This is a genomic window from Aquabacterium sp., assembly GCF_044226965.1.
Taxonomy (GTDB): Bacteria; Pseudomonadota; Gammaproteobacteria; order Burkholderiales; family Burkholderiaceae_C; genus Pseudaquabacterium.
The window spans coordinates 1-24591 of sequence record NZ_JBGAGA010000069.1 but is presented as its reverse complement, the minus strand read 5'-3'; the positions used below and the strand labels follow the sequence as shown (position 1 = coordinate 24591).

27 protein-coding genes are annotated in these 24591 nt (G+C 72.1%); 13 read left to right on the top strand and 14 right to left on the bottom strand.

Translation table 11 applies throughout. From position 1 onward, the window contains the following. Window positions 1-17 precede the first annotated feature (17 nt). On the bottom strand, window positions 18-965 hold the full coding sequence (locus tag ACILR4_RS23335; protein WP_395703285.1) for a DMT family transporter: 948 nt from the start codon (window positions 963-965) through the stop codon (window positions 18-20). Window positions 966-1056: 91 nt separating this feature from the next. On the opposite strand from ACILR4_RS23335, the gene ACILR4_RS23330 reads away from it, so the two are divergent. The 7 genes from ACILR4_RS23330 (at window position 1057) to ACILR4_RS23300 (ending at window position 8053) form a co-directional block, all read left to right on the top strand. Then, the gene (locus ACILR4_RS23330) at window positions 1057-1926 is read left to right on the top strand and encodes a LysR family transcriptional regulator (RefSeq protein ID WP_395703284.1); all 870 of its coding nucleotides are present in this window, start codon (window positions 1057-1059) and stop codon (window positions 1924-1926) included. 9 nt (window positions 1927-1935) lie between these two features. Then, on the top strand, window positions 1936-3156 hold the full coding sequence (locus ACILR4_RS23325) for a helix-turn-helix domain-containing protein (RefSeq protein ID WP_395703283.1): 1221 nt from the start codon (window positions 1936-1938) through the stop codon (window positions 3154-3156). 49 nt (window positions 3157-3205) lie between these two features. Continuing rightward, window positions 3206-3880 carry a DUF5074 domain-containing protein gene (locus ACILR4_RS23320; RefSeq protein ID WP_395703282.1) on the top strand — a complete coding sequence of 225 codons (675 nt, stop codon included), beginning with the start codon at window positions 3206-3208 and terminating at the stop codon, window positions 3878-3880. Between the two features lie 123 nt (window positions 3881-4003). Next, window positions 4004-4765, top strand: coding sequence for a DUF899 domain-containing protein (locus ACILR4_RS23315; RefSeq protein ID WP_395703281.1), 762 nt, complete (start codon window positions 4004-4006; stop codon window positions 4763-4765). 32 nt (window positions 4766-4797) lie between these two features. Further along, the gene (locus ACILR4_RS23310) at window positions 4798-5394 is read left to right on the top strand and encodes a hypothetical protein (RefSeq protein WP_395703280.1); all 597 of its coding nucleotides are present in this window, start codon (window positions 4798-4800) and stop codon (window positions 5392-5394) included. Between the two features lie 107 nt (window positions 5395-5501). Next, window positions 5502-6119 carry a hypothetical protein gene (locus ACILR4_RS23305; protein ID WP_395703279.1) on the top strand — a complete coding sequence of 206 codons (618 nt, stop codon included), beginning with the start codon at window positions 5502-5504 and terminating at the stop codon, window positions 6117-6119. Between the two features lie 146 nt (window positions 6120-6265). Then, a complete protein-coding gene (locus ACILR4_RS23300; RefSeq protein ID WP_395703278.1) occupies window positions 6266-8053 on the top strand; it encodes a PHA/PHB synthase family protein in 1788 nt (595 codons plus the stop codon). 3 nt (window positions 8054-8056) lie between these two features. Here the strand turns inward: ACILR4_RS23300 and ACILR4_RS23295 are convergent, their stop codons facing one another. Genes ACILR4_RS23295 through ACILR4_RS23275 form a run of 5 tightly spaced genes read right to left on the bottom strand, consistent with a single transcriptional unit; the run spans window position 8057 to window position 12521 of the window. Beyond that, complete coding sequence (locus ACILR4_RS23295) at window positions 8057-9025, bottom strand: Bug family tripartite tricarboxylate transporter substrate binding protein (protein ID WP_395703277.1); 969 nt, start codon at window positions 9023-9025, stop codon at window positions 8057-8059. Next, the gene (locus tag ACILR4_RS23290; protein ID WP_395703276.1) at window positions 9022-10020 is read right to left on the bottom strand and encodes an NAD(P)-dependent oxidoreductase; all 999 of its coding nucleotides are present in this window, start codon (window positions 10018-10020) and stop codon (window positions 9022-9024) included. The genes ACILR4_RS23295 and ACILR4_RS23290 overlap by 4 nt, the downstream gene beginning before the upstream one ends. After that, entirely contained in the window at window positions 10017-10412 is a 396-nt protein-coding gene (locus tag ACILR4_RS23285; protein ID WP_395703275.1) for a VOC family protein, read from the bottom strand. Before ACILR4_RS23285 ends, ACILR4_RS23290 begins: the two co-directional genes overlap by 4 nt. Next, the gene (locus tag ACILR4_RS23280; protein ID WP_395703274.1) at window positions 10409-11356 is read right to left on the bottom strand and encodes a hydroxymethylglutaryl-CoA lyase; all 948 of its coding nucleotides are present in this window, start codon (window positions 11354-11356) and stop codon (window positions 10409-10411) included. The genes ACILR4_RS23285 and ACILR4_RS23280 overlap by 4 nt, the downstream gene beginning before the upstream one ends. A gap of 1 nt (window position 11357) precedes the next feature. Continuing rightward, window positions 11358-12521: a CaiB/BaiF CoA transferase family protein gene (locus ACILR4_RS23275; RefSeq protein WP_395703294.1), complete on the bottom strand. Its 1164-nt coding sequence runs from the start codon at window positions 12519-12521 to the stop codon at window positions 11358-11360. 113 nt (window positions 12522-12634) lie between these two features. On the opposite strand from ACILR4_RS23275, the gene ACILR4_RS23270 reads away from it, so the two are divergent. Continuing rightward, entirely contained in the window at window positions 12635-13612 is a 978-nt protein-coding gene (locus tag ACILR4_RS23270; protein WP_395703273.1) for a LysR family transcriptional regulator, read from the top strand. Here the strand turns inward: ACILR4_RS23270 and ACILR4_RS23265 are convergent. Genes ACILR4_RS23265 through ACILR4_RS23250 form a run of 4 tightly spaced genes read right to left on the bottom strand, consistent with a single transcriptional unit; the run spans window position 13564 to window position 16664 of the window. Next, on the bottom strand, window positions 13564-13887 hold the full coding sequence (locus tag ACILR4_RS23265) for a non-heme iron oxygenase ferredoxin subunit (RefSeq protein ID WP_395703272.1): 324 nt from the start codon (window positions 13885-13887) through the stop codon (window positions 13564-13566). The genes ACILR4_RS23270 and ACILR4_RS23265 overlap by 49 nt on opposite strands. 10 nt (window positions 13888-13897) lie before the next feature. Further along, window positions 13898-14377 carry an aromatic-ring-hydroxylating dioxygenase subunit beta gene (locus ACILR4_RS23260; protein WP_395703271.1) on the bottom strand — a complete coding sequence of 160 codons (480 nt, stop codon included), beginning with the start codon at window positions 14375-14377 and terminating at the stop codon, window positions 13898-13900. A gap of 4 nt (window positions 14378-14381) precedes the next feature. After that, window positions 14382-15647 carry an aromatic ring-hydroxylating dioxygenase subunit alpha gene (locus tag ACILR4_RS23255; RefSeq protein ID WP_395703270.1) on the bottom strand — a complete coding sequence of 422 codons (1266 nt, stop codon included), beginning with the start codon at window positions 15645-15647 and terminating at the stop codon, window positions 14382-14384. Between the two features lie 21 nt (window positions 15648-15668). Beyond that, window positions 15669-16664: a 2Fe-2S iron-sulfur cluster-binding protein gene (locus ACILR4_RS23250; RefSeq protein ID WP_395703269.1), complete on the bottom strand. Its 996-nt coding sequence runs from the start codon at window positions 16662-16664 to the stop codon at window positions 15669-15671. 109 nt (window positions 16665-16773) lie between these two features. Here ACILR4_RS23250 and ACILR4_RS23245 point away from each other — a divergent pair, with 109 nt between their 5' ends. Further along, complete coding sequence (locus tag ACILR4_RS23245) at window positions 16774-17691, top strand: LysR family transcriptional regulator (RefSeq protein ID WP_395703268.1); 918 nt, start codon at window positions 16774-16776, stop codon at window positions 17689-17691. A 14-nt stretch (window positions 17692-17705) separates the two neighbouring features. Here the strand turns inward: ACILR4_RS23245 and ACILR4_RS23240 are convergent, their stop codons facing one another. The 3 genes from ACILR4_RS23240 to ACILR4_RS23230 form a co-directional block, all read right to left on the bottom strand. Next, window positions 17706-18365 (bottom strand): trimeric intracellular cation channel family protein, encoded by a 660-nt coding sequence (locus tag ACILR4_RS23240; protein ID WP_395703267.1) that lies wholly within the window; start codon window positions 18363-18365, stop codon window positions 17706-17708. A gap of 19 nt (window positions 18366-18384) precedes the next feature. Further along, window positions 18385-19458, bottom strand: a complete 1074-nt coding sequence (locus ACILR4_RS23235) for an FUSC family protein (RefSeq protein ID WP_395703266.1) — start codon at window positions 19456-19458, stop codon at window positions 18385-18387. A gap of 81 nt (window positions 19459-19539) precedes the next feature. Next, a complete protein-coding gene (locus tag ACILR4_RS23230; RefSeq protein WP_395703265.1) occupies window positions 19540-20172 on the bottom strand; it encodes an NADPH-dependent F420 reductase in 633 nt (210 codons plus the stop codon). Between the two features lie 122 nt (window positions 20173-20294). On the opposite strand from ACILR4_RS23230, the gene ACILR4_RS23225 reads away from it, so the two are divergent. Beyond that, window positions 20295-21194, top strand: a complete 900-nt coding sequence (locus tag ACILR4_RS23225; protein ID WP_395703264.1) for a LysR substrate-binding domain-containing protein — start codon at window positions 20295-20297, stop codon at window positions 21192-21194. Window positions 21195-21199: 5 nt separating this feature from the next. Here the strand turns inward: ACILR4_RS23225 and ACILR4_RS23220 are convergent, their stop codons facing one another. Then, complete coding sequence (locus ACILR4_RS23220) at window positions 21200-21637, bottom strand: DoxX family protein (protein WP_395703263.1); 438 nt, start codon at window positions 21635-21637, stop codon at window positions 21200-21202. Window positions 21638-21718: 81 nt separating this feature from the next. Between ACILR4_RS23220 and ACILR4_RS23215 the strand changes: the two genes are divergently transcribed. The 3 genes from ACILR4_RS23215 to ACILR4_RS23205 all read left to right on the top strand — a co-directional run bounded on the left by ACILR4_RS23215 (window position 21719) and on the right by ACILR4_RS23205 (window position 24433). After that, window positions 21719-22066 carry a hypothetical protein gene (locus tag ACILR4_RS23215; RefSeq protein WP_395703262.1) on the top strand — a complete coding sequence of 116 codons (348 nt, stop codon included), beginning with the start codon at window positions 21719-21721 and terminating at the stop codon, window positions 22064-22066. 73 nt (window positions 22067-22139) lie between these two features. Continuing rightward, the gene (locus ACILR4_RS23210) at window positions 22140-23492 is read left to right on the top strand and encodes a hypothetical protein (protein ID WP_395703261.1); all 1353 of its coding nucleotides are present in this window, start codon (window positions 22140-22142) and stop codon (window positions 23490-23492) included. Between the two features lie 17 nt (window positions 23493-23509). Then, on the top strand, window positions 23510-24433 hold the full coding sequence (locus tag ACILR4_RS23205) for a metal ABC transporter substrate-binding protein (RefSeq protein WP_395703260.1): 924 nt from the start codon (window positions 23510-23512) through the stop codon (window positions 24431-24433). The last annotated feature ends 158 nt before the right edge of the window (window positions 24434-24591 follow it).

The window sequence follows — 24591 nt, the reverse complement described above, 5'->3', positions numbered from 1 at the left end:
TCAGGCTCCCCGCGGGCTCAGGCCTCCCGCCGGCGCAGCGACCACAGCGCCGCACCGATCAGCCCCACGCCCAGCAGTTGCCACGCGCTGAGCGCACGGCCATACACCGCCCAGTCCACCAGCACCGCGGCGCCGGGGTAGACGAACAGCAGCGGCCCGATGCGCCCGGTGGACAGGCGCGACATGCCGGCATACAGCAGCACATAGGCCAGGCCCGTGTGCAGCAGCCCCAGGCCGGCCAGCCAGCCCCAGGTCGCACCGAAGGCCGGCAGGCCGTGCAGCAAGGGCCAGGCCGCCAGCCCGATGGCGCCCACCGCGCTGGGGCCGGTGGCCATCGCGAAGCTGCTGGTGCGCTCGCCTTCGAGCTTGATGATGAGCCCGGCACCGGCATAGCAGAACGAACCGAGCAGGCTCAGCAGCAGGCCCTGCAGGTAGCCGGAGCGCTGGCCCCACCAGGCCGCGCCGTGCTCCAGCAGGCCGGTGGTCAGCAGCAGGCCGAGCAGCGCGACACCGGCCGCTCCCCACTGCGCGCGGCTGGTGCGCTCGCGCAGCCACCCTGCGCCCAGCACCATCAGCCAGAACGGCTGCAGGTGGAACACCACCGTCGACACCGCGATCGAGCACAGCGGGATCGCGGCGAAGAACAGCCCCCAGTTCAGCACCATCAGCGCGCCGGCGCCGGCCACCGCGGCCAATGCGCGGCCGCGCAGGCGTGCCAGCTCGCCCAGCCGGCCGCGTGCCGCGCCCCAGGCCAGCAGCGCCAGCAGGCCGAACACGCAGCGGCACCACACCAGCGTGGCCGGGTCCTGGCCGGCCTCTTCGACGAACACGCCCACCGTGCTGAGCAGCAGGCCGGCGCCGATCATCAGCGCCTGGCCTTCGCGCGTGCGGCTGGCCTGGGCATCGGCAGCGCCGCCGGCGACCGAGGAGGCCAGGGCGGGCAGGGTGTCGGAGGTCGTGGCCATGGGCGGCAGTCTGCCGGCGCGGTGCTGCCAAGCAAAGCGCATTGTTCAGTGCTCTACCATCACGAAATCGAATGGATTGCCGGAGCCTGCGATGCCCGCCACCGACCTGCAGCTGGACTGGCTGCGCGCCTTCGTCGCCACCGTGGACGCGGGCTCGCTCACCGCGGCCGGGCGGCAGCTGCACCGCTCGCAGTCGGCGCTGAGCATGCAGATCGCCAAGCTCGAGCAGGCGGTGGGCCGGCCGGTGCTGCTGCGCACGCCGCGCCGGCTGGACCTGACGGCCGCGGGTCGCGAGCTGCTGGGCCATGCGCGGCGCCTGGTGGCGCAGCACGACGAGGCGGTGCAGGCGATGCAGCGCGACACCTTGCGCGGCCGCCTGAGCGTGGGCGTGCCCGAGGACTACGCGGTGCCCTACATCGCCCCGGTGCTGCGCGCGTTCGCGCAGCGCCATGCCGCGGTGGAGCTGAACCTGGTGTGCCAGCAGTCGACCATGCTGATCCCGCGCGTGCTGCGCGGCGAGGTCGACATTGCGGTGGTCACGCGCGACCGCGCCGGCCGCGGCCGGCCGCTGTTCGAGGAACCGCTGGTGTGGGCCGGTGCGCCGCGTTTCGAGGCCTGGCGCCAGACGCCGCTGCCGATCGCCCTGTACGAGCCCGGCAGCACCGCGCGCAGCGCCGCGCTGCGCAGCTTGAGCGCGCGCAAGCGGGCCTACCGCATCGTCTGCGACAGCGCCAGCCCGGCCGGCATGCTGGCGGCGGTGGAGAGTGGCCTGGCGGTGGCGCTGTTCTCGCGCTGCAGCGTGCCACCGGGCTTCGAGCTGCTGGGCGAACGCCAGGGCCTGCCACCGCTGCCGATGCAGCAGGTGGTGCTGCTGCGCAGCCGGGCGAGTGCCGGGTCGCCGCCGGCCGACGCGATGGCGCTGCAGATGCTGCAGACCCTGGCGCGGCAGCCGCTCGGTTAGGCTGCCACGATGGATTCGTTGATCGCCGCCGCTGCCCGCGCGCTGGCCGCCGGCGACGCGCTGGGCGCGCTGAAGCACGTGGCCCTGCGCGACGACCCGGCTGCCTTGGCGCTGCGCGGCATCGCGATGGCGCAGCTGGGCGAGCACCCGCGGGCGCGCGAGCTGCTGCGCCGCGCCGCACGCGGCTTCAGCCCGACCGAGGCCTTGGCACAGGCGCGCTGCGTGGTGGCCGAAGCCGAGGTGGCGCTGGCGATGCGCGAGCTCGGCGGCACGCCGCGCGCGCTGCTGCAGGCCGCGGCCACGCTGCAGGCGCGCGGCGACCGTGCTAACGCGCTACAGGCGCGGCTGATCGCGACCCGCCGTGCGCTGCTGCTGGGCCGGCTGGACGAAGCCGCCGCCGCGCTGCCGGTGGCCGACGCACAGGGCGCCCCGCCGCTGCTGGCCGCGGTGGCCGCGCTGGCCGAGGCCGAGCTGGCGCTGCGCCGGCTGCAGATCGCCGCGGCGCAGGCCGCGCTGGCGCGGGCGCAGCAGGCGGCGCAGCGTGCCGGCGTGCCAGCCCTGCTGGCCGAAGTGGCCGAGGCCCGCAGCGCGCTCGAGCGGCCCGCCGCGCGCCGCCTGGGCCGCGCCGGCGCGCAGGCGCTGAAGCTCGACGACGTGGCCGCGCTGCGGGCCTCCGGTGCGCTGGTGGTCGACGCCTGTCGCCATGGCCTGCAGGCCGGCGCGGCCTGGCTGCCGCTGGCGCGTCGGCCGCTGCTGTTCGCCTTGCTGCGCGCGCTGGCCGAAGCCTGGCCGGGCGACGCGGAGCGCGCGGCGCTGATCGCCGCGGTGTTCCGCACCCGCGATCCCGACGACACGCACCGCGCGCGCCTGCGGGTCGAGATCGGCCGGCTGCGCGCCTTGATCGGCGATCTCGCCGGCATCGAGGCCAGCGCGCGCGGCTTCGCGCTGCGGCCGCGGCAGGGGCGCGACGTGCTGCTGCTGGCGCCGCCGGTGGAAGGCGAATCGGGCGCGCTGCTGGCCCTGCTGGCCGATGGCGCGGCCTGGTCGACCTCGGCGCTGGCGCTGGCGCTCGATGCCAGCCAGCGCACCGTGCAGCGCGCGCTGGTCGAGCTGGAAGCCGCTGGCAGCGTGCGGTCCATCGGCCGCGCGCGGGCCCAGCGCTGGCTGGCGCCGCCGCTGGCCGGATTCACGACGATCTTGTTACTCCCTGCCGCGCTGCCGTCTGGCTAGAGTGGCTGCACCGCGCTGGAAGACAGCGCCCCACAGCCAGGACCCGACGATGAGCCGCATCAGCAACACCGAAGCCCCCGCCCCGGCGCCCACCGCCGAAGTCGTGCGCGAGTACGGTCCCTTCGACGGGGTGGACCGCGTCGGCGGCGTCACGCACGATGGCCAGCGCGTCTGGGCCGCCACCGGCCCGCAGCTGGTGGCCTTCGACCCCGCCAGCGGCGAGGCCACGCGCCGGCTGCCCTGCGCGGCCGATGCCGGTACGGCGTTCGACGGCCGCTACCTGTACCAGATCGCCGAGGCGCGCATCGACCGCATCGACCCGGCCACCGGCACCGTGCTGGCCTCGATCCCCGCGCCGGGCCAGGGCGGCGATTCGGGCCTGACCTGGGCCGAAGGCAGCCTGTGGGTGGGCCAGTACCGCGACCGCAAGATCCACCAGATCGACCCCGACACCGGCACCGTGCTGCGCACGATCGAGTCGAACCGCTTCGTCACCGGCGTCACCTGGGTCGACGGCGAGCTGTGGCACGCCACCTGGGAGGACGACCAGAGCGAACTGCGCCACATCGACCCCGCCAATGGCGCCGTGATCGAGCGGCTGCGCATGCCCGAGGGCATCACCGTCAGCGGCCTCGAGTCCGACGGCGCCGATCTCTTCTACTGCGGTGGCGGCAACAGCGGCAAGGTGCGCGCGGTGCGCCGGCCGCGCCGCACCACGGCCTGACCGCGCGGCCCCGGCCGCTGCGACCTGTTCCTTCCCGACCTTCTTCCCGCGCGGCCATCCCGGCAGCGTGGCGGAGGGTTGCGTCCTCAACGAACGGCTCGGACGAGCCCAGGAGTCTTCCTCATGAGCACCCTTGCGAACCACCCCGTCGCCACCCGCGCGCAATGGCTGGCCCAGCGCCAGCAGCTGCTGGCCCGCGAGAAGCAGCTGACCCAGCTGCGCGACCATATCGCCGCCGAGCGCCGCGCGCTGCCCTGGGTGCGGCTGGACAAGCGCTACGTGTTCGACACGCCCACCGGCCCCCGTGCGCTGGCCGACCTGTTCGAAGGCCGCCGCCAGCTGGTGGTGCAGCACTTCATGCTCGGGCCCGGCTGGGAGCAGGGCTGCCCCAGCTGCTCGTACATGGCCGATCACATCGCCGGCGCGCTGCCGCACCTGCAGCAGCGCGACCTGTCGCTGTGCGTGGTCTCGCGCGCGCCGCTGGCCGAGATCGAGCGCTTCCGCCAGCGCATGGGCTGGACCTTCCGCTGGGTCTCCTCGTTCGGCACCGACTTCAACCACGACTTCGGCGTCAGCTTCACGCCCGAAGAGCGGGCCACCGGACAGGTGCACTACAACTACCAGGACCAGCCCTTCCCGGCCGAGGAGGCGCCCGGCATCAGCGTGTTCTGGCGCGACGATGACGGCAGCGTGTTCCACACCTACTCGACCTACGGCCGCGGCGTCGAGCTGATGATGGGCGCCTACGCGTTCATCGACCTGACGCCCAAGGGCCGCGACGAAGAAGGCCTCGCGCACCCGATGGCCTGGGTGCGGCACCACGACCGCTACGAGCCCGCGCCGGCGCCGGCCGCGGCCAGCTGCTGCCACGCGGCGCAGGCCTGAGGCCCATCGGCATAGCGTTCAAAGACAGCGTCATGGAACCGCTGTGGCCCTGGCTCGCGCTGGCCGGCCTTGGGGCGCTGCATGGCCTGAACCCGACCAGCGGCTGGCCGCTGCTGGCGCTGGTGGAGGGGCGCTCGCCGCAGCGGTCCGCGCTGCTGCGCGCGTTGATGCGCGCGCTGGTGCCGCTGGCACTGGGCCATGTGCTGTCGGTGGCGCTGGTGGCGGGGCTGGTCGCGTTCGGCCCGGCGTTTGTCCCATCGCTTGGCCCGGTGCTGGACCGTGGCCTGCTGCAGTGGCCGGCGGCCGGCGTGCTGCTGCTGCTCGCGTGGCGGCACGGGCGCCGCCATGGCCGCTGCGCGCTGCGCGTGCCCGCCGGGCCGGCCGGGCTGGCGCTGTCCTCGTTCATTGCCGCCAGCGCGCAGGGCGCGGGCTTGATGCTGGTGCCCGCGCTGGTGCCGCTGTGCCTGTCCGATTCACCGGCCCGGGCCATCACCGCCTCGGGTTCGGTGCTGCTGTCGCTGGCCGCACTGGCGGTGCACCTGGGGGCGATGCTGGCGGTCAGCGCGCTGCTGGCGATGGGCGGGCGGGCGCTGCTGCTGGCCACGATGTTTCGCCTGGGCCAGCGCTAGCACCGGGCGGCCCGATCGACAAGCCAAAGGCCCGCGTGCGCGCTGCGCCATTGGCTTGCGGCCGCGCTTGCGCTGCGGCATCGTCGCGCTGCAGGAGGGCAGCGATCATGCAGGTGCACGAACTGGTCCAGCAGCTTGCCGACAGCGTGCCGGAAGGTGCGCCACCCGGCACGCGGCGACGCGTGGCCGGCCGTGTCGACACCGGCCCGCAGCCGCACGCGGTGGTGGCCGAGGCGCGCATCGACGCGCAGGGCCGGCGGCGCGAGCGCTGGACCTGCGATGGCGTGCGCCTGCAGCGCCATGAACTCCTGCGCCTGACCTGCGCCGAGACCGAGTGCCCGCAGGCGTTGGCGCTGCGGGCGCAATGGGCGGCCTTCCGCGGCCTCGGCGGGGCAGCCGGGGCCGGCAAGCCGGCGGCAGCGCTGGCGGCTCGGCCGCTGATGCAGGAAGTGCCGATCAGCCTGGCCGGCCACCAGTGCGTGGCGCGCCCGGCCAGCTTCCGCTGCTTCACGCCCTGCCCGAACGGTGCGCACCCGGCGCTGTGGATCGACAAGCAGGGCTACGACCTGTTCGAGGAAGGCCGCTGCATCGGCGGTGGCCTGCGCTCGGTCGACGGCATCAGCCGCCCGCGCCTGGCCAGCGTGCAGGCGGCCGAGGCCTACCTGCTGGGTCGCCAGTTCGAAGCGCGGGCCGTGCTGCTGGCCGTGGCGGCGCGGCCGCGCTGATGCGCCCGGCGCCTTGAGGCGCCGAGAGACGCCCGCAGGCGCCCGGTGGCAGCCTGAGCCCGCCCGCGCGATCCGCCGCTTGCGAAGTGTCAAACCCACGCACGATCGGGCTGCGGCCTCCAGCCAGACCTGCTAGCTTGGCAGGCATGCGACATCCCGATACCGCGCTGCCACCGGCCGAGGCCGACCCGCTGCCGACCGACGACCCCGCGCGCGCCGCCAGCCGCGCCTTCGACAGCCGCTTCCATGCCGCCATCGCGCATGCCACGCAGGGGCTGTCGCCGGTCTCGCTGGCATTGGCACAGATGGACTGGTGGCTGCACCTGTGCAGCCAGCCGGCCGAGGCCTGGCGCCTGGGGCTGCGCGCCTGGGAAGGCGCCTGGCGCAGCTGGCAGCAGAGCCTGGCGCCCGGCCCGGTCGCCCCGGCCGATGCGCGCTTCGCGCACCCGGGCTGGCAGGCCTGGCCCTGGGCCCCGCTGGTGCAGGCCCACCACGCCAGCCAGGACTGGTGGGCCGAGGCCACCCGCCTGCGCGGCATGACGCCGCACCACCGCGACATGGCCGCGTTCTTTGCGCGTCAGTGGCTGGACATGCTGTCGCCCAGCAATGCCGGGCTGGCCAACCCGGAGGTGCTGGAGCGCACCTGGCTGCAGGGCGGTGCCAACCTGCTGCGCGGCCTGCAGGCCGCCGGCGACGACTGGCGCCGCGCCAACGGCCTGCCGCCGCTGGCGCAGGACGGCCCGCCGCTGCGGCCGGGCGTGGACCTGGCCCTGACGCCGGGCCGCGTGGTGCACCGCAATCACCTGGCCGAGCTGATCCAGTACCAGCCGACGACCGCCACCGTGCATGCGCAGCCGGTGTTCATCGTGCCCTCGTGGATCATGAAGTTCTACATCCTCGACCTGTCGCCGCACAACTCGCTGGTGAAGTGGCTGGTCGACCAGGGCCACACCGTGTTCATCCTCAGCTGGCGCAATCCCGACGAGGGCGACGCGCTGCTGGGCCTGGACGACTACCTGCAGCTGGGCGTGTTCGATGCGCTGGCCGCCATCGCCCGCCTGGTGCCGGACCAGCCGGTGCAGGCCTGCGGCTACTGCCTGGGCGGCACCTTGCTGTCCATCGCCGCGGCCGCGTTGTCACGCCCGCAGCGCGTGGCCGGCGCCGAGCTGCTGGCGCCGATCGCCGGCGTCACCTTGCTGGCCGCCGAGACCGACTTCTCCGAGCCCGGCGAGATGGGCGTGCTGATCGACGAGAGCCAGGTCACGCTGCTCGAGGACATGATGGCCGAGCGCGGCTTCCTCACCGGCCCGCAGATGGCCGGCAGCTTCGCGTTCCTGCATGCGCGCGACCAGGTGTGGTCGCGCCGGCTGCGCGCGCGCTGGCTCGGCGAGCCCGAGCATGCGAACGACCTGATGGCCTGGAACGCCGACGTCACCCGCATGCCGGCGCTGATGCACAGCCAGTATCTGCGCCGCTGCTACCTGCGCAACGAGCTGGCCGAAGGGCGCTACCAGGTGGAGGACCAGCCGGTCTCGCTGGGCGACATGCGCTGGCCGATGTTCGTCGTCGGCACCGAGCGCGACCATGTCTCGCCCTGGCACTCGGTCTACAAGATCCACCGCCTCACGAACACCTCGATCCGCTTCGTGCTGGCCAGCGGCGGCCACAACGCCGGCATCGTCAGCGAGCCGGGCCATGCCGGCCGGCACTACGCGATGCTGCAGCACGAGCCGTCCGATGGCTGGCGCTCGCCCGAGGCCTGGCAGGCCGCAGCGCCCCGCAGCGAAGGCTCCTGGTGGCCGGCCTGGCAGGCCTGGCTGGCCGAACAGGGCGGCGGCCGGCGCGTGAAGGCGCGCGTGCCGCCGGCCGATGCCGCGCTGGGCGACGCGCCGGGCCCCTACGTGCAGGTGCGCTACGAGGACCCGCCGCTGTGAGGCTCAATCGGCCTTGATGTTCGCCGCCTTGATCACCTGCGCCCAGGCGGCGAGTTCCTTGTCGACGAAGCGACCGAGCGTGGGCGAATCCATGTAGGTCGCGAAGGCGCCCTGTTCGTCCATCTTCCGGCGGAAGTCCTCGCCCTCGACGATGGTCTTGATGGCCGCGGACAGGCGGTTGACCAGCGGCATCGGCGTGCCGGCCGGCGCGAAGATCGCGAACCACGATTCCACCTCGTAGCCGGGCAGGCCGGCCTCGGCCGAGGTCGGCACGTTGGGCATCGACGGATGCCGCTGCTTGCCGGTGTAGGCCAGCGCCTTCAGCCTGCCGGCGGCCACCTGCTGGATCACGCCAGGCGGCGTGGTCACGAACAGGTCCACCTGGCCGCCCATCAGGTCATTGACCGCCGGGCCCGAGCCCTTGTAGGGCACATGCGTCATCGGCACCTTGGTGAGCTGGCCGAACAGCTCGCCGGCGATGTGCTGGATCGAGCCATTGCCCGACGAAGCGTAGAACAGGCCCTTGCCGTTCTTCTTGCCGACCTCGATCAGCTCCTTCAGGCTGGACGCATGGGCCGAGGGGCCGACCGCCAGCACATGCGGCGCGCGCATCACCAGCGCCACCGGCACGAAGTCCTTCACCGGGTTCCAGCGGATCTGCGCGAACAGCGCCGGGTTGCCGACGTGGTAGCCGGAATACTGCATCAGCAGCGTGTAGCCATCGGGTTTGGCGCGCGCCACCGCCTCGGTGCCGACATTGCCCGACGCACCGGGCTTGTTGTCCACCACCACCGCCTGGCCCAGCGACTTGGCCAGCGCGTCGCCGATCAGCCGGGCGCTGAAGTCGGTGGAGCCGCCGGGCGCGGTGGGCACCACCATCGTGATCGGCCGGCTGGGCCAGGTGTCGGCCTGCGCGCTGGCGGCCAGGCCCAGCGACAGCAGCAGCGCTGCGCAGGAAGTCGGGAACTTCATCGTGTGTCTCCTGAGGAAATCGGTGCAGGCGCTGCGGCGGGCAGCGCGCCGAGGTGCTGGTGCACCAGCTCGACCAGCCGGCCGGCCAGCCGCGCCTGCGCCTGCTCGCTGGCCCAGGCCACGTGCGGGGTCAGCAGCAGGTTCGGAATGTCGGGCGCCAGCAGCGGGTGATCGGGCGATGGCGGCTCGGTGTCCAGCACGTCGAGCGCCGCGCCGGCCAGCCGGCCGCTGCGCAACGCCGCAGCCAGTGCCACGCTGTCGACCAGCGCGCCGCGGCTGGTGTTCACCAGCACCGCGCCGGGCTTCATCAGCGCCAGCCGGCGGGCGTCGATCAGGCCGCGTGTTTCAGGTGTCAGCGGCAGGTGCAGGCTCAGCGCGTCGACCTGGGACAGCAGCGTGTCGAAGCAGCAGTCGCCCTGGCCGCCCACATCGCCGCCCACATGCCCGGCCCGGTGCGCGAACAGCACCTGCAGGCCCAGGCCGCGCGCCAGCCGCGCGGTGGCCTCGCCGATGCGGCCGCGGCCAACGATGCCCAGCACCGAGCCGCCCACGTCGCGCAGCGCCGGCCCGTGCCAGCAGAACTGGCCGGCCCGCGACCAGCGCCCGTCGCGCGCGGCCTGCGCAGAGGGCACGATCGCACGGCGCAGCGCCAGCAGCAGCGCGATGGTGTGCTCGGCCACCGAGTCGCTGCCGTAGTCCGGCACGTTGCGCACGGCAATGCCGTGACGGGTGGCGGCGGAGAAGTCGATGTTGTCGGTGCCCGCCGCGGCCACGCACACCAGGCGCAGCAAGGGCGCCGCGGCCAGCAGCTCGGCCGTCAACGCCACCTTGTTGGTGATGACCACCTCGGCCTCGGCGATGCGCTGCGCCACCTGGCCGGGCGCGCTGGCGGCGTAGGGCTGGTAGTCGATGTGCAGCGCGGGGTCGAACACCAGCCGCTGCGGCAGCGTGCCGGCGTCCAGGAACACCACGCGGCGGAGCAAGGGCGCGCTCATGGCGCGAGCTCGGCAATCTCGATCAGGTTCAGGTCGGGGTCGCGCACGTAGACCGAGCGGATGCGCGCGGTGGCGCCGGTGCGCAGCACCGGGCCTTCGATGATGGGCACCTGTGCGGCCTGCAGACGCTCGATCACCTGCGCCAGCGGGAGGGCGGCGATGAAGCACAGGTCCAGCGCGCCTGGCATCGGGATGTGCGCCTTGGGCTCGAATTCGCGGCCCTTCACATGCAGGTTGATCTTCTGCGCACCGAACTTGAAGGCGCGGCGCGCCACCGGCGGCGTGCCGCCGACGAAGCTTTCGAGCTGCATGCCCAGCACCTCGGTGTAGAAGCGGATGCACGCGGCTTCGTGCGCGGTGGTCAGCACCAGGTGGTCGAGGTGGTCGATCATGCGGCGGCCCTCGGCTGCGATGGCGGCGGCGCATGGCGCCTGAGCCGGTGGCCGGCGCGGGAGACCTGCGCCGGCAGCGCGTGGCCGAGCAGCTGCTGCAGATGGCTGGCTGCATCGATCAGCGCGTCCACCGACAGCCCGGTGCGGTAGCCCATGCACTCGAGCATGTGCACCACGTCCTCGGTGGCCACGTTGCCAGAGGCGCCCGGCGCATACGGGCAGCCGCCGATGCCGCCCAGCGACATGTCGAACTGGCGGATGCCGGCCTCGATGGCCGCGAGGGTGTTGACCAGGCCCATCGCCCGCGTGTTGTGGAAGTGGCCGGTGAAGGGCAGGCCGGGGAAGCGCTGCAGGGCCCGTGCGCACAGCGCCTGCACTTGCGTCGGGTAGGCCATGCCGGTGGTGTCGCACAGCGTGATGCCGGTGGCGCCGGCCGCGGCCAGCCGGTCTATCCAGCGCATCACGTCCTCGGCCGCCACCTCGCCTTCCATCGGGCAGCCGAACACGCAGGACAGCGACACGTTGGCCGGCACGCCGGCGCCACGCGCCAGCGCGATCACCTCGGCCAGCTGCGCGAAGGACTGTTCGCGCGTCATGCGCAGGTTCGCCAGGTTGTGCGTCTCGCTGGCCGACATCACCAGGTTGAACTCGTCGGTGCGGCATGCCAGCGCACGCTCGGCGCCGCGACCATTGGGAATCAGCGCGGTGTAGACCACACCGGGCATTCGGCGGATGCGCTGCATCACCGCCTCGGCATCCTTCAGCGCCGGGATCGCCTTGGCCGAGGTGAACGAGGTGACCTCGATCTTCGCGTAGCCCAGCGCGCTGAGGGCGTCGATCAACGCCACCTTGTCGTCGGTGGGGACGAACGCGCACTCCATCTGCAGGCCGTCGCGCGGCGCGACCTCGTTGATGGCGATATGAAGTCCGTTGCCGTCGTTCATCTCAGGCCTCCTCGCGTTGCGGCCACGAAGGGGCGGCCAGCACCTGTGCGCTGTGTTCACCCAGCCGCGGGGCCGGGTGGCGGATGCGCCCCGGCGTGGCGCTGAGCTTGGGCACGATGCCCGGCACCTTCAGGCTGCTGCCGTCGGCGCAGCGCGCCTGGACGATCATCTCGCGCGCCAGGTACTGCGGGTCGTCGACGATGTCGGCCACCGTGTAGATGCGGCCGGCCGGCACCTTGGCTTCCTCGAGCACGGCCAGCACCTCGGCCAGCGGGCGCTGCAGCGTCCAGGCCTCGATCGCCTTGTCCAGCTCGTGCACGCGCGCCACGCGGCCGTCGTTCTGCGCCAGCGCGGGGTCGTCGGCCAGGTCGGGCCGGCCGATGGCGGCCATCAGGCGCTTGAAGATGCTGTCGCCATTGCCGGCCACCAGCGCGTAGCCGCCGTCGGCGCAGCGGTAGGCGTTGGTCGGCGCGATGCCCGGCAGCGCGCTGCCGGAGGCCCCGCGCACCGCGCCGAAGGCGTCGTACTCGGGCAGCAGGCTTTCCATCACGTTGAACACGCTCTCGTACAGCGCCACGTCGATCATCTGGCCCTCGCCGCCGCGCGCATCGCGGTGGTACAGCGCGGTCAGCAGGCCGATCACCCCATGCAGCGCGGCCAGCGAATCGCCGATCGAGATGCCGGTGCGCACCGGCACGCGGCCGGGTTCGCCGGTCAGGTGGCGCAGCCCGCCCATCGCCTCGCCCAGCACGCCGAAGCCGGGCTGGTGGCGGTAAGGGCCGGTCTGGCCGTAGCCGGAGATGCGCAGCATGATCAGCCGCGGGTTCAGCGCATGCAGCGCGTCCCAGCCCAGGCCCCAGCCTTCCAGCGTGCCGGGCTTGAAGTTCTCGATCAGCACGTCCGCCTCGGCGGCCAGCCGGCGCACCAGGGCCTGGCCCTCGGGCGTGCGCAGGTCCGCCGCCACCGAGCGCTTGTTGCGCGACTGCACTTCCCACCACACCGAGGTGCCTTCGCGCAGCAGCCGCCACTTGCGCAGCGGGTCGCCGCTGCCTTCGGGCTCGATCTTGATCACGTCGGCGCCGAACTCGGCCAGCGTCTTGCCGGCAAAGGGCCCGGCGATCAGCTGCCCCAGTTCGATCACCTTCAAGCCGCGCAGTGCGTCCATGCCCGATCCGTCGTTCACCATGGCCGGCACTGTAGGCAGCGGCCGCGCGGCCGGGAATTGCCTTGTCGGCAGGGGGCCTTCGCGTTTTGCGAAGGGGGGTCTAGGATGGCCCGATGGAACAGCCGCCGATCAACCCCGCCCGTGTCGACTTCGTCAGCCTGCGGCTGTATTGCGCGGTGGCGCGCTCGGGCAGCATCACCAAGGGCGCGCAGGCCTGCCACCTGGCGCTGTCGGCCGCGAGCCGCCGGCTGGCCGACCTGGAAGCGGCGTCCGGCGCGCGGCTGCTGGAGCGCACGGCCCAGGGTGTCAGCCTGACGCCGGCCGGCCACGTGGCCTTGCAGCATGCGCTGCGCCTGTTCCAGGGCTTCGAGCAGTTCAGCCGCGAGCTGCGCGACTACTCACGCGGCGTGCGCGGCCATGTGCGGCTGTGGGCCAACATGTCCTCGCTGACCGAATTCCTGCCCGCCGCGCTGGCCAGCTTCCTGGCCGCGCAGCCCGAGATCCGCATCGAGGTGGAAGAGCAGCTGACCAACGACATCGTGCGCGCGCTGCTCGACGGCGTGGCCGACATCGGCGTGTTCGCCGAGAACACGCCCACCGCCGGCCTGCAGGTGAGCACCTTCCAGCGCGACGAACTGGTGGTGCTGTGTTCACGCAGGCATGCGCTGGCGAAGACCCGCCGCCTGGCCTTTGCCGATTGCCTGGCGCACGACTTCGTCGGCCTGAACCGCGGCAGCTCGCTGCTGGAGCTCACGTCGCGCGCGGCCGAGGAGGCCGGCCTGCCGATGAACCTGCGCATCCAGGTGCGCAGCTTCGACGCGATGTGCCACATGATCGCGGCCAACCTGGGCATCGGCATCGTGCCGCTGGCCGCCTGCCGCGCGCAGATTGCCGAACTGAAGCTCAAGGCCGTGCGGCTGAGCGATGCCTGGGCACAGCGCCGGCTGCTGCTGGCGGTGCGCGCCGCGGCCGAATTGACGCCGGCGGCCCGGCTGCTGTACGAGCACCTGGCGGCCCTGCCCGTGGCGGCCGCGCCGGCAGCTCAGCCGATGCGCAGCAGCACCCGCCGCCCTTCGACACGCACCGGATAACACCGCAAAGGCGCGTCCGCCGGCGCGCAGGTCGGCCGTCCGTCGCGCACGTCGAACTTGCCCTGGTGCAGCGGGCATTCGATCTCGTGGCCTTCGAGGAAGCCGTCGCACAGGCGCGCGTGGCCGTGGGTGCAGGTGTTGTCGGTGGCGTACACCGCGTCGCCGGCGGTGTAGATCGCGATGTCGCGGCCGGCCACCTGCACGCCGATGACGTCGTCCTGGGGCAGGTCGTCGGCCGCAAGGGCATCGACCCAGTCGGTGTCGTGGGAGCTCATCGGCAGGCTTTCAGATCGGGTAGATGATCGAGTTCGGGATCATTTCGCTGTCGTAGATGCATTCGCGCACCGCGAACTTCAGGCCCTGCGGCGTGCGCACGATGGTGTCCAGCGTGCGGCCGACGTTGAACACGGTGCTGGTGTCGGACAGCTTGGTGCGGAACACCGCGTAGTTGGCCTCGCAGTGCCAGCGGTCGGGCTCGGTGCGGCGCAGGATCGGCAGGCCGACGACGTGGCGCTGGTAGTAGGGGTCGTGGAACAGCGTCTCGCGGATGCCGTAGACGCGGTCCTGCAGCATGCCCTTGCTGCTGAAGGCCAGCGTGGCCAGCGGAAAGCCGCGCTCGTGGTTCTCGCGCGGCTGCAGGCGGTAGACGCAGTCGTCGGTGAAGAATTCAGGCCACTGGTCCCACTGGCCGGCATCGACGACGCTGGCGTAGGCGGCATACAGCTGGGTGATGGCCAGCCAGTCCTCGAAGGCGATCGCGTTCATCGGCTCAGGCCTCCATCACGTCGCGCCAGTAGCGGTACATGCCGCGGATCAGCGTCTCGGTGACCATGTGCTCGGTGTTCTCGACCTCACGCCCGCCCAGTTCGGCCAGCGCACGGTGGAAGGGCTTGCTCTCGAAGGCCTGCTGCGAGAACTCGATCACCTCGCCATCGTCGGCGGAGACGAAGCCCGCGGGGCCGAACAGGTTGGCCTGGCGCAGGCGGCGCTGCGTCATCTCGTCGCTGTCGTCCTCGAAGCCGAAATGCGTCCACACGAAGTCGAAGCTGCCGTGGCCGTTGGGCTGGATGTGGCGGGTGGACACGCTGTTGACCTGCTGCTGCAGGATGACGCTGGGGAAGAGGGTGGTCATCACCGCGGTCGGGCCGCCCCACCAGGGCTCGGGCACGATGTCGAGGAAGCTCGGGTCGTGCAGTTCCATCGCGGCCTTGAAGCTGGCCACCTGCGTCACCTGGCCGGCCTGGCCGCCGCTGCCGCGGGTGCTGATCATCGCGGCATGGCGGTGCCGATCGTCCATGCGCAGCTGGCTCTTGTTGTCGGCGCGCCAGAGTCCGAAGGTGACGAACCAGGTGTGCAGCAGGCCCGGGTGGTAGGGGTCCTTGATGTTCTCCTGCATCAGCTTCCAGTTGCCCGGGATGCGCTGGCGGTTGTAGCCGAGGATCTTGAGCTGGCGGCCGTTGAACAGGCGGTCGAAGTAGCCCAGGATGGTGGGCCCCAGGTAGTCCTCGAAGGGCTCGACCTCGGCATCGAAGCTGGCGAACACCACGCCGCCGCGGCTGGCCACGCGCAGCTTCGTCAGCCCGTGCTCGGCGGGCTGGAAGTCGGCCGGCATGCCGCCATGGACCTGGCCGTCCTGCTTCACGCCGCGGCGGAAGGGCACGCCCTGCAAGTCGCCCTTCAGCGTGTAGTTCCACTGGTGGTAGGGACAGGTGAAGCTCTGCCGGTTGCCGTGGCGTTCGCGGCAGAAACGCATGCCACGGTGCGCGCAGACGTTCTCCACCACGTTGAGCTGGCCGTCTGCATCGCGCACCAGGATCACCGAGCGCTCGCCGATCACCGTGCGCTTGAAGTCGCCCGGGTTCGGCACCTCGGCCTCCAGCCCGACGTAGCACCAGTGGCCGCGGTAGAAGAAGCGCTCCAGCTCGCGGCGGTAGAGCTCGTCGCTGGTGTAGGCGAGGAACGGGATGCGGTGCGTGCCGTCACCGTCCCAGAGGGGCTGGCTTGGAAAGTGAGCGTCCATGGCGGGCTCGATCATGCGTGTCTCCTGGCGGTGGAATCAGCTGCCCTGCGTGTAGAAGGCATCGGCATGGATGTGTGCCGGCGCCATGCCCTTGCGCCGCGCCACCAGCGTGGCCGCCTCCACCATCGGCGGCGAACCGCAGAGGTAGGCGCGCCAGCCGGCGAGGTTCGTCAGGTCCTGCTCGATGGCTTCGGTCACCAGCCCGCAGCGGTGCTCGCGCGGGTTGCCGCCGGCGGTGACGACGATCTGCAGCTGCAGCGCCGGGTGCCGCGCCTGCAGCGCGAGCAGCCAGTCCAGGCCGTAGAGGTCGCGCGGCGAACGCACGCCGAGGTACAGCCGGACCGGGTTGCGCAGGCCTTCGGCCAGCAGCCCGCGCAGGATCGAGAGGATCGGCGCCAGGCCGGTGCCGCCGGCCACGCACAGCAGCGGGCCTTCATGCCTGCGGCGCAGGTACGCCGTGCCCAGCGGGCCGCTGACGCGCACCGCATCGCCCACCCGCAAGGTGTTGGTCACGTAGCCCGACACGCGGCCGCCCGGCACCACGCGCACATGGAACTCCAGCGTGTCGTCGCCGGGCAGCCCGGCCATCGAGTACGGTCGGATGTGCTCGGGCGTGAACTGCAGCTGCGCGTACTGGCCCGGCGAGAAGTCCAGCGGCCTGGCCGGCTTCAGCACCAGCCGGCGGATGTCGTGCGTCAGCGGCTCGATGGCCTGCACCGTGGCCTTCAGGATGCGCGCCGGGTGCACCACCACTTCGTCGGGCTCGGGGATCTCGATGGTGCAGGGCGCGGTCAGGTAGGTCTGGCAGGCCAGCACCCAGCCTTCGTCGCCGTCCAGCCCATCCAGCGGCCGTTGCGCGACACGGCCGCCATCCAGCACCTCGCCTTCCAGCACGCGGCAGCGGCAGGTGCCGCAGCGGCCGGCCATGCAGCTGTAGGACATCGGCACCTGGGCTTCGCGCAGGGCTTCCAGCAGGTTGGCACCGGGCGCGACCTCGATCGCGCGTTGCAGCGGGTGGATGTGGACCTCCATGGCGGCGCATCATCGAACCCGCGGCATCATCAGCCAAGAGGCGATTGCGCATATCCTGTATCACCGGCCGTGATGGCCAGCCGAGTGCTCACCTGACGAGACTGCACCGATGGAACTGCATGAGATCGACCTCAACCTGCTCGTCGTGTTCAAGCAGCTGCTGGTGGACCGGCGCGTCTCGAAGGCGGCCGAGAGCCTGGGCCTGACGCAGCCGGCGGTGAGCAACTCGCTGGCCAAGCTGCGCAAGCTGTTCGGCGACGAGCTCTTCCTGCGCACGCCCAAGGGCATGGAGCCGACGCCGTTGGCCGACCAGCTGGCCGAATCGGTGAGCTACGCGCTGGCGATGATCCACAGCGGCATCAACCAGCGCAGCAGCTTCGACCCCGCAGCCGCCCGGCAGGCCTTCACGATCGGCATGACCGACATCGGCGAGATCTACTTCCTGCCGCCGCTGATCGAGCACCTGGGCCGCGTGGCGCCGGGTATCACGCTGAGCACGGTGCGCAACACCGCGATCTACCTGCGCGACGACCTGGAAGCCGGCAAGGTGGACCTGGCGATCGGGCTGCTGCCGCAGCTGAAGGCCGGCTTCTTCCAGCGCCGGCTGTTCATGCAGCGCTATGTGTGCCTGCTGCGCCAGGGCCACCGGCTGGACCGGCGGCGCGGTCTGACGCTGGCCGAGTTCTCGGCCGCCGAGCACCTGGTGGTGGTGTCACCCGGCACCGGCCACGGCAAGGTGGACGAGGTGCTGCAGCGCAGCGGCGTCGAGCGCCAGGTGCGCCTGACCGTACCGCACTATGTGAGCGTGGGCCACATCCTGCAGGGCTCGGACCTCGTCGCCACGGTGCCCGAACGCCTGGCCGACCGCCTGCTCGAACCCTTCGGCCTGCGCAAGCTGCCGCACCCGGCCAAGCTGCCCGAGATCGCGATCAACGTGTTCTGGCACGCCAAGTTCCACCGCGCGCCGGCGAACCAGTGGCTGCGGGGGGTGGTGTTCGGGTTGTTCGGGGAGGGCGCCGGCGCGTGACGCCAGAGGCCTTCTCAGGCCGCCCGATCCCCTTCGTTCAACCAGCGCGGCAGCCTGAAGTCCGTCAGCAGTGCGAGTGCCCGCAGCGCGGCCGCGACCGCTGCCGCGCCGACCAGGCCGATCCAGTCCGCCGCGCCCAGCGCCTGGGCCGCGACCAGCACCCAGGCGCCCACGAAGGCGCACAGGGCGTAGGGCCGGTGGTCGCGAAACGCGCTCGGGATCTCGTTGCAGACGATGTCGCGCAGCACGCCGCCGAACACCGCGGTGACGACGCCCATCAGCACCGCCACGATGGCCGGCGATCCGCCATGCAGCGCGATCTGCGTGCCGCTGGCGGTGAACAGGCCCAGGCCGGCCGCGTCGGGCCACTGCATCGCGCGTTCGGTCGGTGCGAAGTGGCGCGCGCGCAGGAACAGCATGGCGGCCACGCACAGCGCCAGCAGGGCCCACAGCCACAGCGCATGCTCCACCCAGAAGAAGGGCCGGCGGTCCAGCAGCACGTCGCGCAGCGTGCCGCCGCCGAAGGCCGCGAGCCCCGCCACCATGCACACGCCCACCGCATCGAGCCGCTTGCGTGCCGCTTCCAGCAGGCCCGACATCGCGAAGGCGATGGTCGCCGCGGCCTCGATCGCGGTGAGCACCTGGCTCAGGTGGGCGGGCGTTGTGCTGTTCATGGATCGGGGCGGCTGGGCATCAGCCGGCATTCTGGGCCGGCCACAGGCGCCGCAGCAGCGCGCTCACCCGCCGCCGAAAGCCCGGGCTGTGCAGGCAGGCGGCGCCGGCCACGCCGATGGCGGCACCGAGCACGCTGTCGATCAGGCGCGCCTGCATCAGTGCGCGCGGGTCCATCGCCTTGCCCTGTGCGGCTTCGGCCAGCAGGATGGCCATCGGCGTGATGAAGACGGTGGCCAGGCCGTAGTGCCGCACCACCAACGTCTCGATCACCAGCGCCAGCGCGGTGACCATCGCCGCCACGCCCCAGGGCCCGAGCGGCACCTGGGCGATGGCCAGGAACACCAGCAGGCCGAGCGCGGTGCCCAGGCTGCGCTGCAATTGTTTGGACCATGCCGCGCGCAGCGAGGCGCCCTGGATGACGGCCAGGCAGCTCACCGGCACCCAGTACGGCCGCGGCAGCTGCAGCGCATGCGCGGCCAGCAGCGACAGGCCGACGAAGCCGCCGATCACCACCGACTCGACCACCACCACCTCGAAGTCGGTCTGCAGCGGCGGGCTCGGCGATGGTTCGCTGCGCCGGCCGAGGATGTGCAGGCTGTACAGGAACGCGATGGCCACGGCCAGCACGCTGCCCAGCGCCACCGCACCCACCTGCACCAGTCCATCGCGGCCATGCACGGGGCTGTAAGCGCCAATGGCCGCGGCCATCACGAAGAACAGCCCGCCCGGCGGCGGCGCGGCATAGAAGCGGCACACCATCATCACGAGGATGGTGATGACGACGAGCAGCGGCACCACCAGCGAGGGCAGCAGGTGCCCCAGCAGCCCCAGCGCGTGGCTGCCCGTCATGCCGAAGGCGCAGGCCATCAGCCAGGCCATGCGGTGCGACAGCCGCGTGGCCGGCAGGTGCAGGAACACCAGCCCGCCCAGCGAAGCCGCCAGCCCCAGCCCGAGCTCACCTTGCGACGCCGCGAAGAAGATCGGCAGGCCGTTGGCCAGCGCCGCGGCGACCGGCATCTCCCACGGCCGGTCGCTGCGGTTCACGCGCGCCAGCTCGCGCCATTCATCGACGAGGTACTGTCTCAGGCCCACGGGCCGCAAGATACCAGCCGGCCCCGCCGCCGCTCCGCGGGCTACCGTCCGCTTCGAAGGCCGGGCCGATGGGGCCGGCGCTCAGGCCTTGCGAATCCAGGTCGGCGCGATCGCCGTGCCCAGCCCCGCGCCGTAGCCGAGGTAGATGTTCAGCCCGGCCAGCGGTTCGAGGTAGCGCGCGTTCTTCAGGCCGCCGGCATCGACGACGCCGAAGCCCATGCTCTCGGCCAGCGCCGCGGCCGTCTGCTTGGCGCGGGCGCTGTCGCTGGCGACGAAGACCGTGACCTTGCGGCCCTGGCCGAAATCGGCGCCTTCGGCCAGCACCTGCGCGAACACGGTGTTGAAGCCCTTCACCACTTCGGCGCCCGGCACGGCCTTGGCAATCTCCTCGGCTGCCGACGTGCTGTGGCCCAAGGTCAGGCCCATGTAGTCGGCCGTCAGCGGATTGGTGATGTCGATGACGACCTGGCCTTGCAGGCCGCCGACCGCCTGCAGCGCGCTCACCGCATCCGGATAACCGGTGGCCAGCACGACGGCGTCGGCCCCGGCCGCCGCACCGGCGGTGGCCACCGCCTTCGCGCCCGGGTTTGCTGCGGCCACCTGCGCGGCCTTGGCGCTGTCGCGCGCGGTGACGCTGACCTGATGGCCCGCGCGCACGAGTTGCTTGACGAAAGCCGAGCCCATGTTGCCGGCGCCGATGACGGTGACTTTCATGATCTGTCCTTGACGAGGTGAGCAGCGGACCGCTGCGGTGAGAAGGACTTTAGGAGGCGCACCCGCATTGATAAAGCCGCCGACGGCGGAGGGACTGTCCCGGATTTCGACACAATCCCGCGATGGACAAGTTCCAGGAAATGCGCGCCTTCGTGGCCGTGGCCGATGCCGGCAGCTTCGTGCGCGCGGCCGATGCGCTGGGTGTGTCGAAGACCGCCGTGTCGCGCCTGGTCGGCGAGCTCGAGGCACGGCTGGGCACCCGGCTGCTGCAGCGCACGACCCGCAAGCTGTCGCTGACCCCGGAGGGCGAGGTCTTCCAGGAACGCTGCCGCCAGCTGCTGGAAGGCGTTGCCGAAGCCGAGGCCGAGCTCTCGTTGCAAACAGGTGAAGTGAGCGGCCAGCTGAGGTTGAATGTGCCGGTCACCTTCGGGCTGCTGCACCTGGCGCCGCTGTGGCCGGCCTTCATGGCCCGGCATCCGAAGCTGGTGCTGGACATCACGCTGTCCGACCGCCTGGTCGACCTGGTCGACGAGGGCTACGACCTGGCGGTGCGCATTGCGCGGCTGCAGGCCTCGTCGCTGGTCAGCCGCCAGCTCAGCTCGACACGACTGATCCTGTGCGCCTCGCCGGACTACCTGCAGCGGCACGGCATGCCCGCACACCCGTCGGCGCTCGCGCAGCATGCGGTGATGTCCTACTCGCTGCTGTCGATGGGCGACCAGTGGACCTTCGACGGACCCGGCGGCCCGGTCAGCGTGAAGGTCGCGCCGCGAATGCGCACCAACAGCGGCGACACCTGCTGTGCGGCAGCGCTGCAGCACCAGGGCATCGTGCTGCAGCCCTCGTTCCTGGTGGCCGCGCACCTGGCCTCGGGCGCGCTGGTCGAGATCCTGCCGCAGTTCCGCTCGATCGAGCTCGGCATCTACGCCGTCTTCCCGACGCGCAAGCACCTGGCGCCGAAGGTGCGGGCGCTGGTCGACTTCCTGGTCGAGGCGTTTCGAACGCCGGCCTGGCCGGCCTGAGCGCCTCAATCGCGACCGGCGCGCGCATCCAGGCTGAGCTTCCCGGCGCCGAAGAGCGCGATGTACAAGAGCCCGCCGATCACCGCGACGTTCTTGTAGAACAGCTGCAGCTGGGCCGTGGCCTGCGCGCCGCTCTGGGCCCAGAAGTTGTGGAAGATCGGCGTGATCACGAGCACGAAGATCGCCAGGCCGAGCGCCACCCATCGCGTCTGCCAGCCCACCAGCAGCAGCAGGCCGAGGCCCAGCTCGATGGCGATGGCCGCGGCTGCGCACAGCTCGGGCAGGGGCACGCCCTTGGACGCGATGTAGCCGACCACGCCCGCGAAGGTGGTGACCTTGCCCCAGCCGGCGGGCACGAACAGCAACGCGATCAGCACGCGGCCCAGGGCCTGGGCCGAGGATTGGAACGGTGCCAGCGGCGTGGCGGTGAGGGCTGGGGTCATCGTGAACTCCAAGGCAGTGGCGGGGGCACGTCATGCGCCGCGGCGGCTGCGCACGTCCGGCGACTATCATCGCCACTCGTCATGCGTGCCGCCACCCCACGTCAACGACCGCAGCGCCATCTCGCATGGCTGCTGTGGCTCGCGCTGCTGCTGCCGATCGCGCAGTCGGCGGCGGCCTGGCATGCGGTTCAGCACCAGGCCTCCGATGCGACCCGTCCGGTCGACGGCAAGTCTGCCCTGCACCTGACGTACTGCGACCTGTGCCTGGCCGGCGCGGCCATCAACGCCGGCGCGCCGCCCGCGGTGCCGCTGCAGGTGCCGGCCTTTGCGGCGCGCCAGGCGCTGCCGGCCCTGCCGGCCCTGGCCGTGCGCGCCGCCGCGCCGCCGGCGGCGTACCTCAGCCGCGCACCTCCCTCCGCTTCGCGCTGACCGTTCCTCGCTGCGCCCGACCGCACCCCCTGCGGCCGGGCGCCGTTCGGCGTTCCATGCGGAGCAGACTTCGATGCTGAAACCCCTTGCGGCGAGCCTCGCGCTCGCCCTGGCCTGGCCCATGGCGGCACGGGCCGACACCACCACTGACATCAGCGCGTTGCGCGATGAAATCGCCGCCATCCGCGCGGCCTACGAAAACCGACTGCGTGCGCTGGAAGAGCGCCTGCGCGCCGCCGAGGCAGCGACCGCCGCGGCGCCGGCCGCCGCCGCTGCCGCGCCTCCTGCGCCACCCCCCGCGCCGGTGGCCGTGCCGGCCGCGGCGGGCGGCAGCGCCAATGCCTTCAATCCGGCCCTGTCGCTGATCCTCTCGGGCACGGCCACGCGCACCTCGCAGGACCCGAGCCGCTACGCGATCACCGGCTTTGCGCTGCCGGCCGGCGCGGAGATCGGACCCGGCACGCGCGGCTTCTCGCTCGGCGAATCCGAACTCGGCTTCGCCGCGAGCATCGACCCGTGGTGGCGCGGCGCGGCCAACATCTCGCTCAGCCCCGACGACACGGTCGCGGTCGAGGAGGCCTGGGTGCAGACCACCGGGCTCGGCAACGGCCTCACGTTCAAGGCCGGCCGATTCTTCTCGAGCGTGGGCTACCTCAACAGCCAGCATGCGCACACCTGGGACTTCGTCGACAACCCGCTGGCCTACCAGGCCCTGCTGGGCACGCAGTACGGCGACGACGGCGTGCAACTGGCCTGGATCGCGCCGACCGACCTGTACCTGGAACTGGCCGCTGAACTGGGCCGTGGCCGCAGCTATCCCGGCAGCAATACCGGCCGCAACGGCGCCGGCATGGCCGCGCTGGCACTGCATGCGGGCGGCGACGTGGGCGACAGCCACAGCTGGCGCGCCGGCCTGTCGGTGCTGCAGGCCAAGGCCGACGACCTGGACCTGACGACCAGCCTAGGCGACAACAGCAGTCTCACCCAGCGCTTCACCGGCCGCACCCGGGTGTGGGTGGCCGATGCGGTGTGGAAGTGGGCGCCGGGCGGCAACGCGACGCGGCAGAACTTGAAGCTGCAGGGCGAAGTCCTGCGCAGCACGCGCGACGGCACGCTCGACATGACGGCGGCCACGCGCGCGGTGCAGTCCGGCTGGTACCTGCAGGGCGTGTGGCAGTTCATGCCGCGCTGGCGCGTGGGCCTGCGCACCGAGCGCCTGGACCCCGGCCGCACCGACGGCCTGCCCACGCTGGCCAGCGGCTTCCGGCCCGGCCGCAACAGCCTGATGCTCGACTTCAGCGCCAGCGAGTTCTCGCGCCTGCGGCTGCAGGTGGCGCAGGACCGGGCGCGCGAAGGCGTGACCGACCACCAGATCTTCCTGCAGTACCAGATGAGCCTGGGCGCGCACGGCGCGCACAGCTACTGATCGTCAAGGAACCCACCATGCAAGTGCTTCGCAAAATCCTCCTTCCCCTGCTCGCGACACCGCTGCTGCTGCTGGCCGCGCCGGCGCAGGCCGCGCTGCGCGTGTTCGCCTGCGAGCCCGAGTGGGGCGCGCTGGCGCAGGAACTCGGCGGCCCGCTGGTCGATGTGGCGGTGGCCACCACCGCCCTGCAGGACCCGCACGAGATCCAGGCCAAGCCCAGCCTGATCGCCCGCGCACGCAACGCCGACCTGGTGGTGTGCACCGGCGCCGAGCTCGAGATCGGCTGGCTGCCGGTGCTGCTGCAGCAGTCGGGCAACGCGCGCGTGCAGCCGGGCCAGCCCGGCCACTTTGCGGCCGCTGACTTCGTGCGCAAGCTGGAACTGCCCACGGCGCTCGACCGCTCGCAGGGCGATGTGCATGCCGCAGGCAATCCGCACATCCAGACCGACCCGCGCAACATCGGCGCGGTGGCCGACGCGCTGGCCGCGCGGCTGGCGCAGGTCGACCCCGCGCATGCGGCCGACTACGACAAGCGCCACGCCGATTTCGCGCAGCGCTGGAAGCAGGCCATGGCCCGCTGGACTGCGCAGGCCGCGCCGCTGAAGGGCCTGGCCGTGGTCTCGCAGCACAAGGCCTTCGTCTACCTCTACGACTGGCTGGGCCTGCAGGAGGTAGCGGTGCTCGAACCCAAGCCCGGCGTCGAGCCCAGCGCCGCGCACCTGCAGACGGTGCTGTCCGCCTTGAAGGCCCGGCCCGCGCGCATGGTGGTCTATGCCGCCTACCAGGATGGCAAGCCCGCCGAGTGGCTCAGCCGCAATGCCGGCGTGCCGGTGGCGAAGCTGCCGTTCACGGTGGGCGGCAGCGAGGGCGCGAAGGACCTGTTCGGGCTGTATGAGGACACCGTGGCGCGCCTGCTCGCCGCTGCCGGGGGCAAGCCGTGAACTGGAGCGCGCTCGACCTGGGCATCCTGGGGCCCGCGCTGGTGGCCGGCCTGCTGGTGCTGGCCACGCACGTGCCGCTGGGCATGCAGGTGCTCGACCGCGGCATCGTCTTCATCGACCTGGCGATCGCGCAGATCGCCGGCCTGGGCGTGATTGCC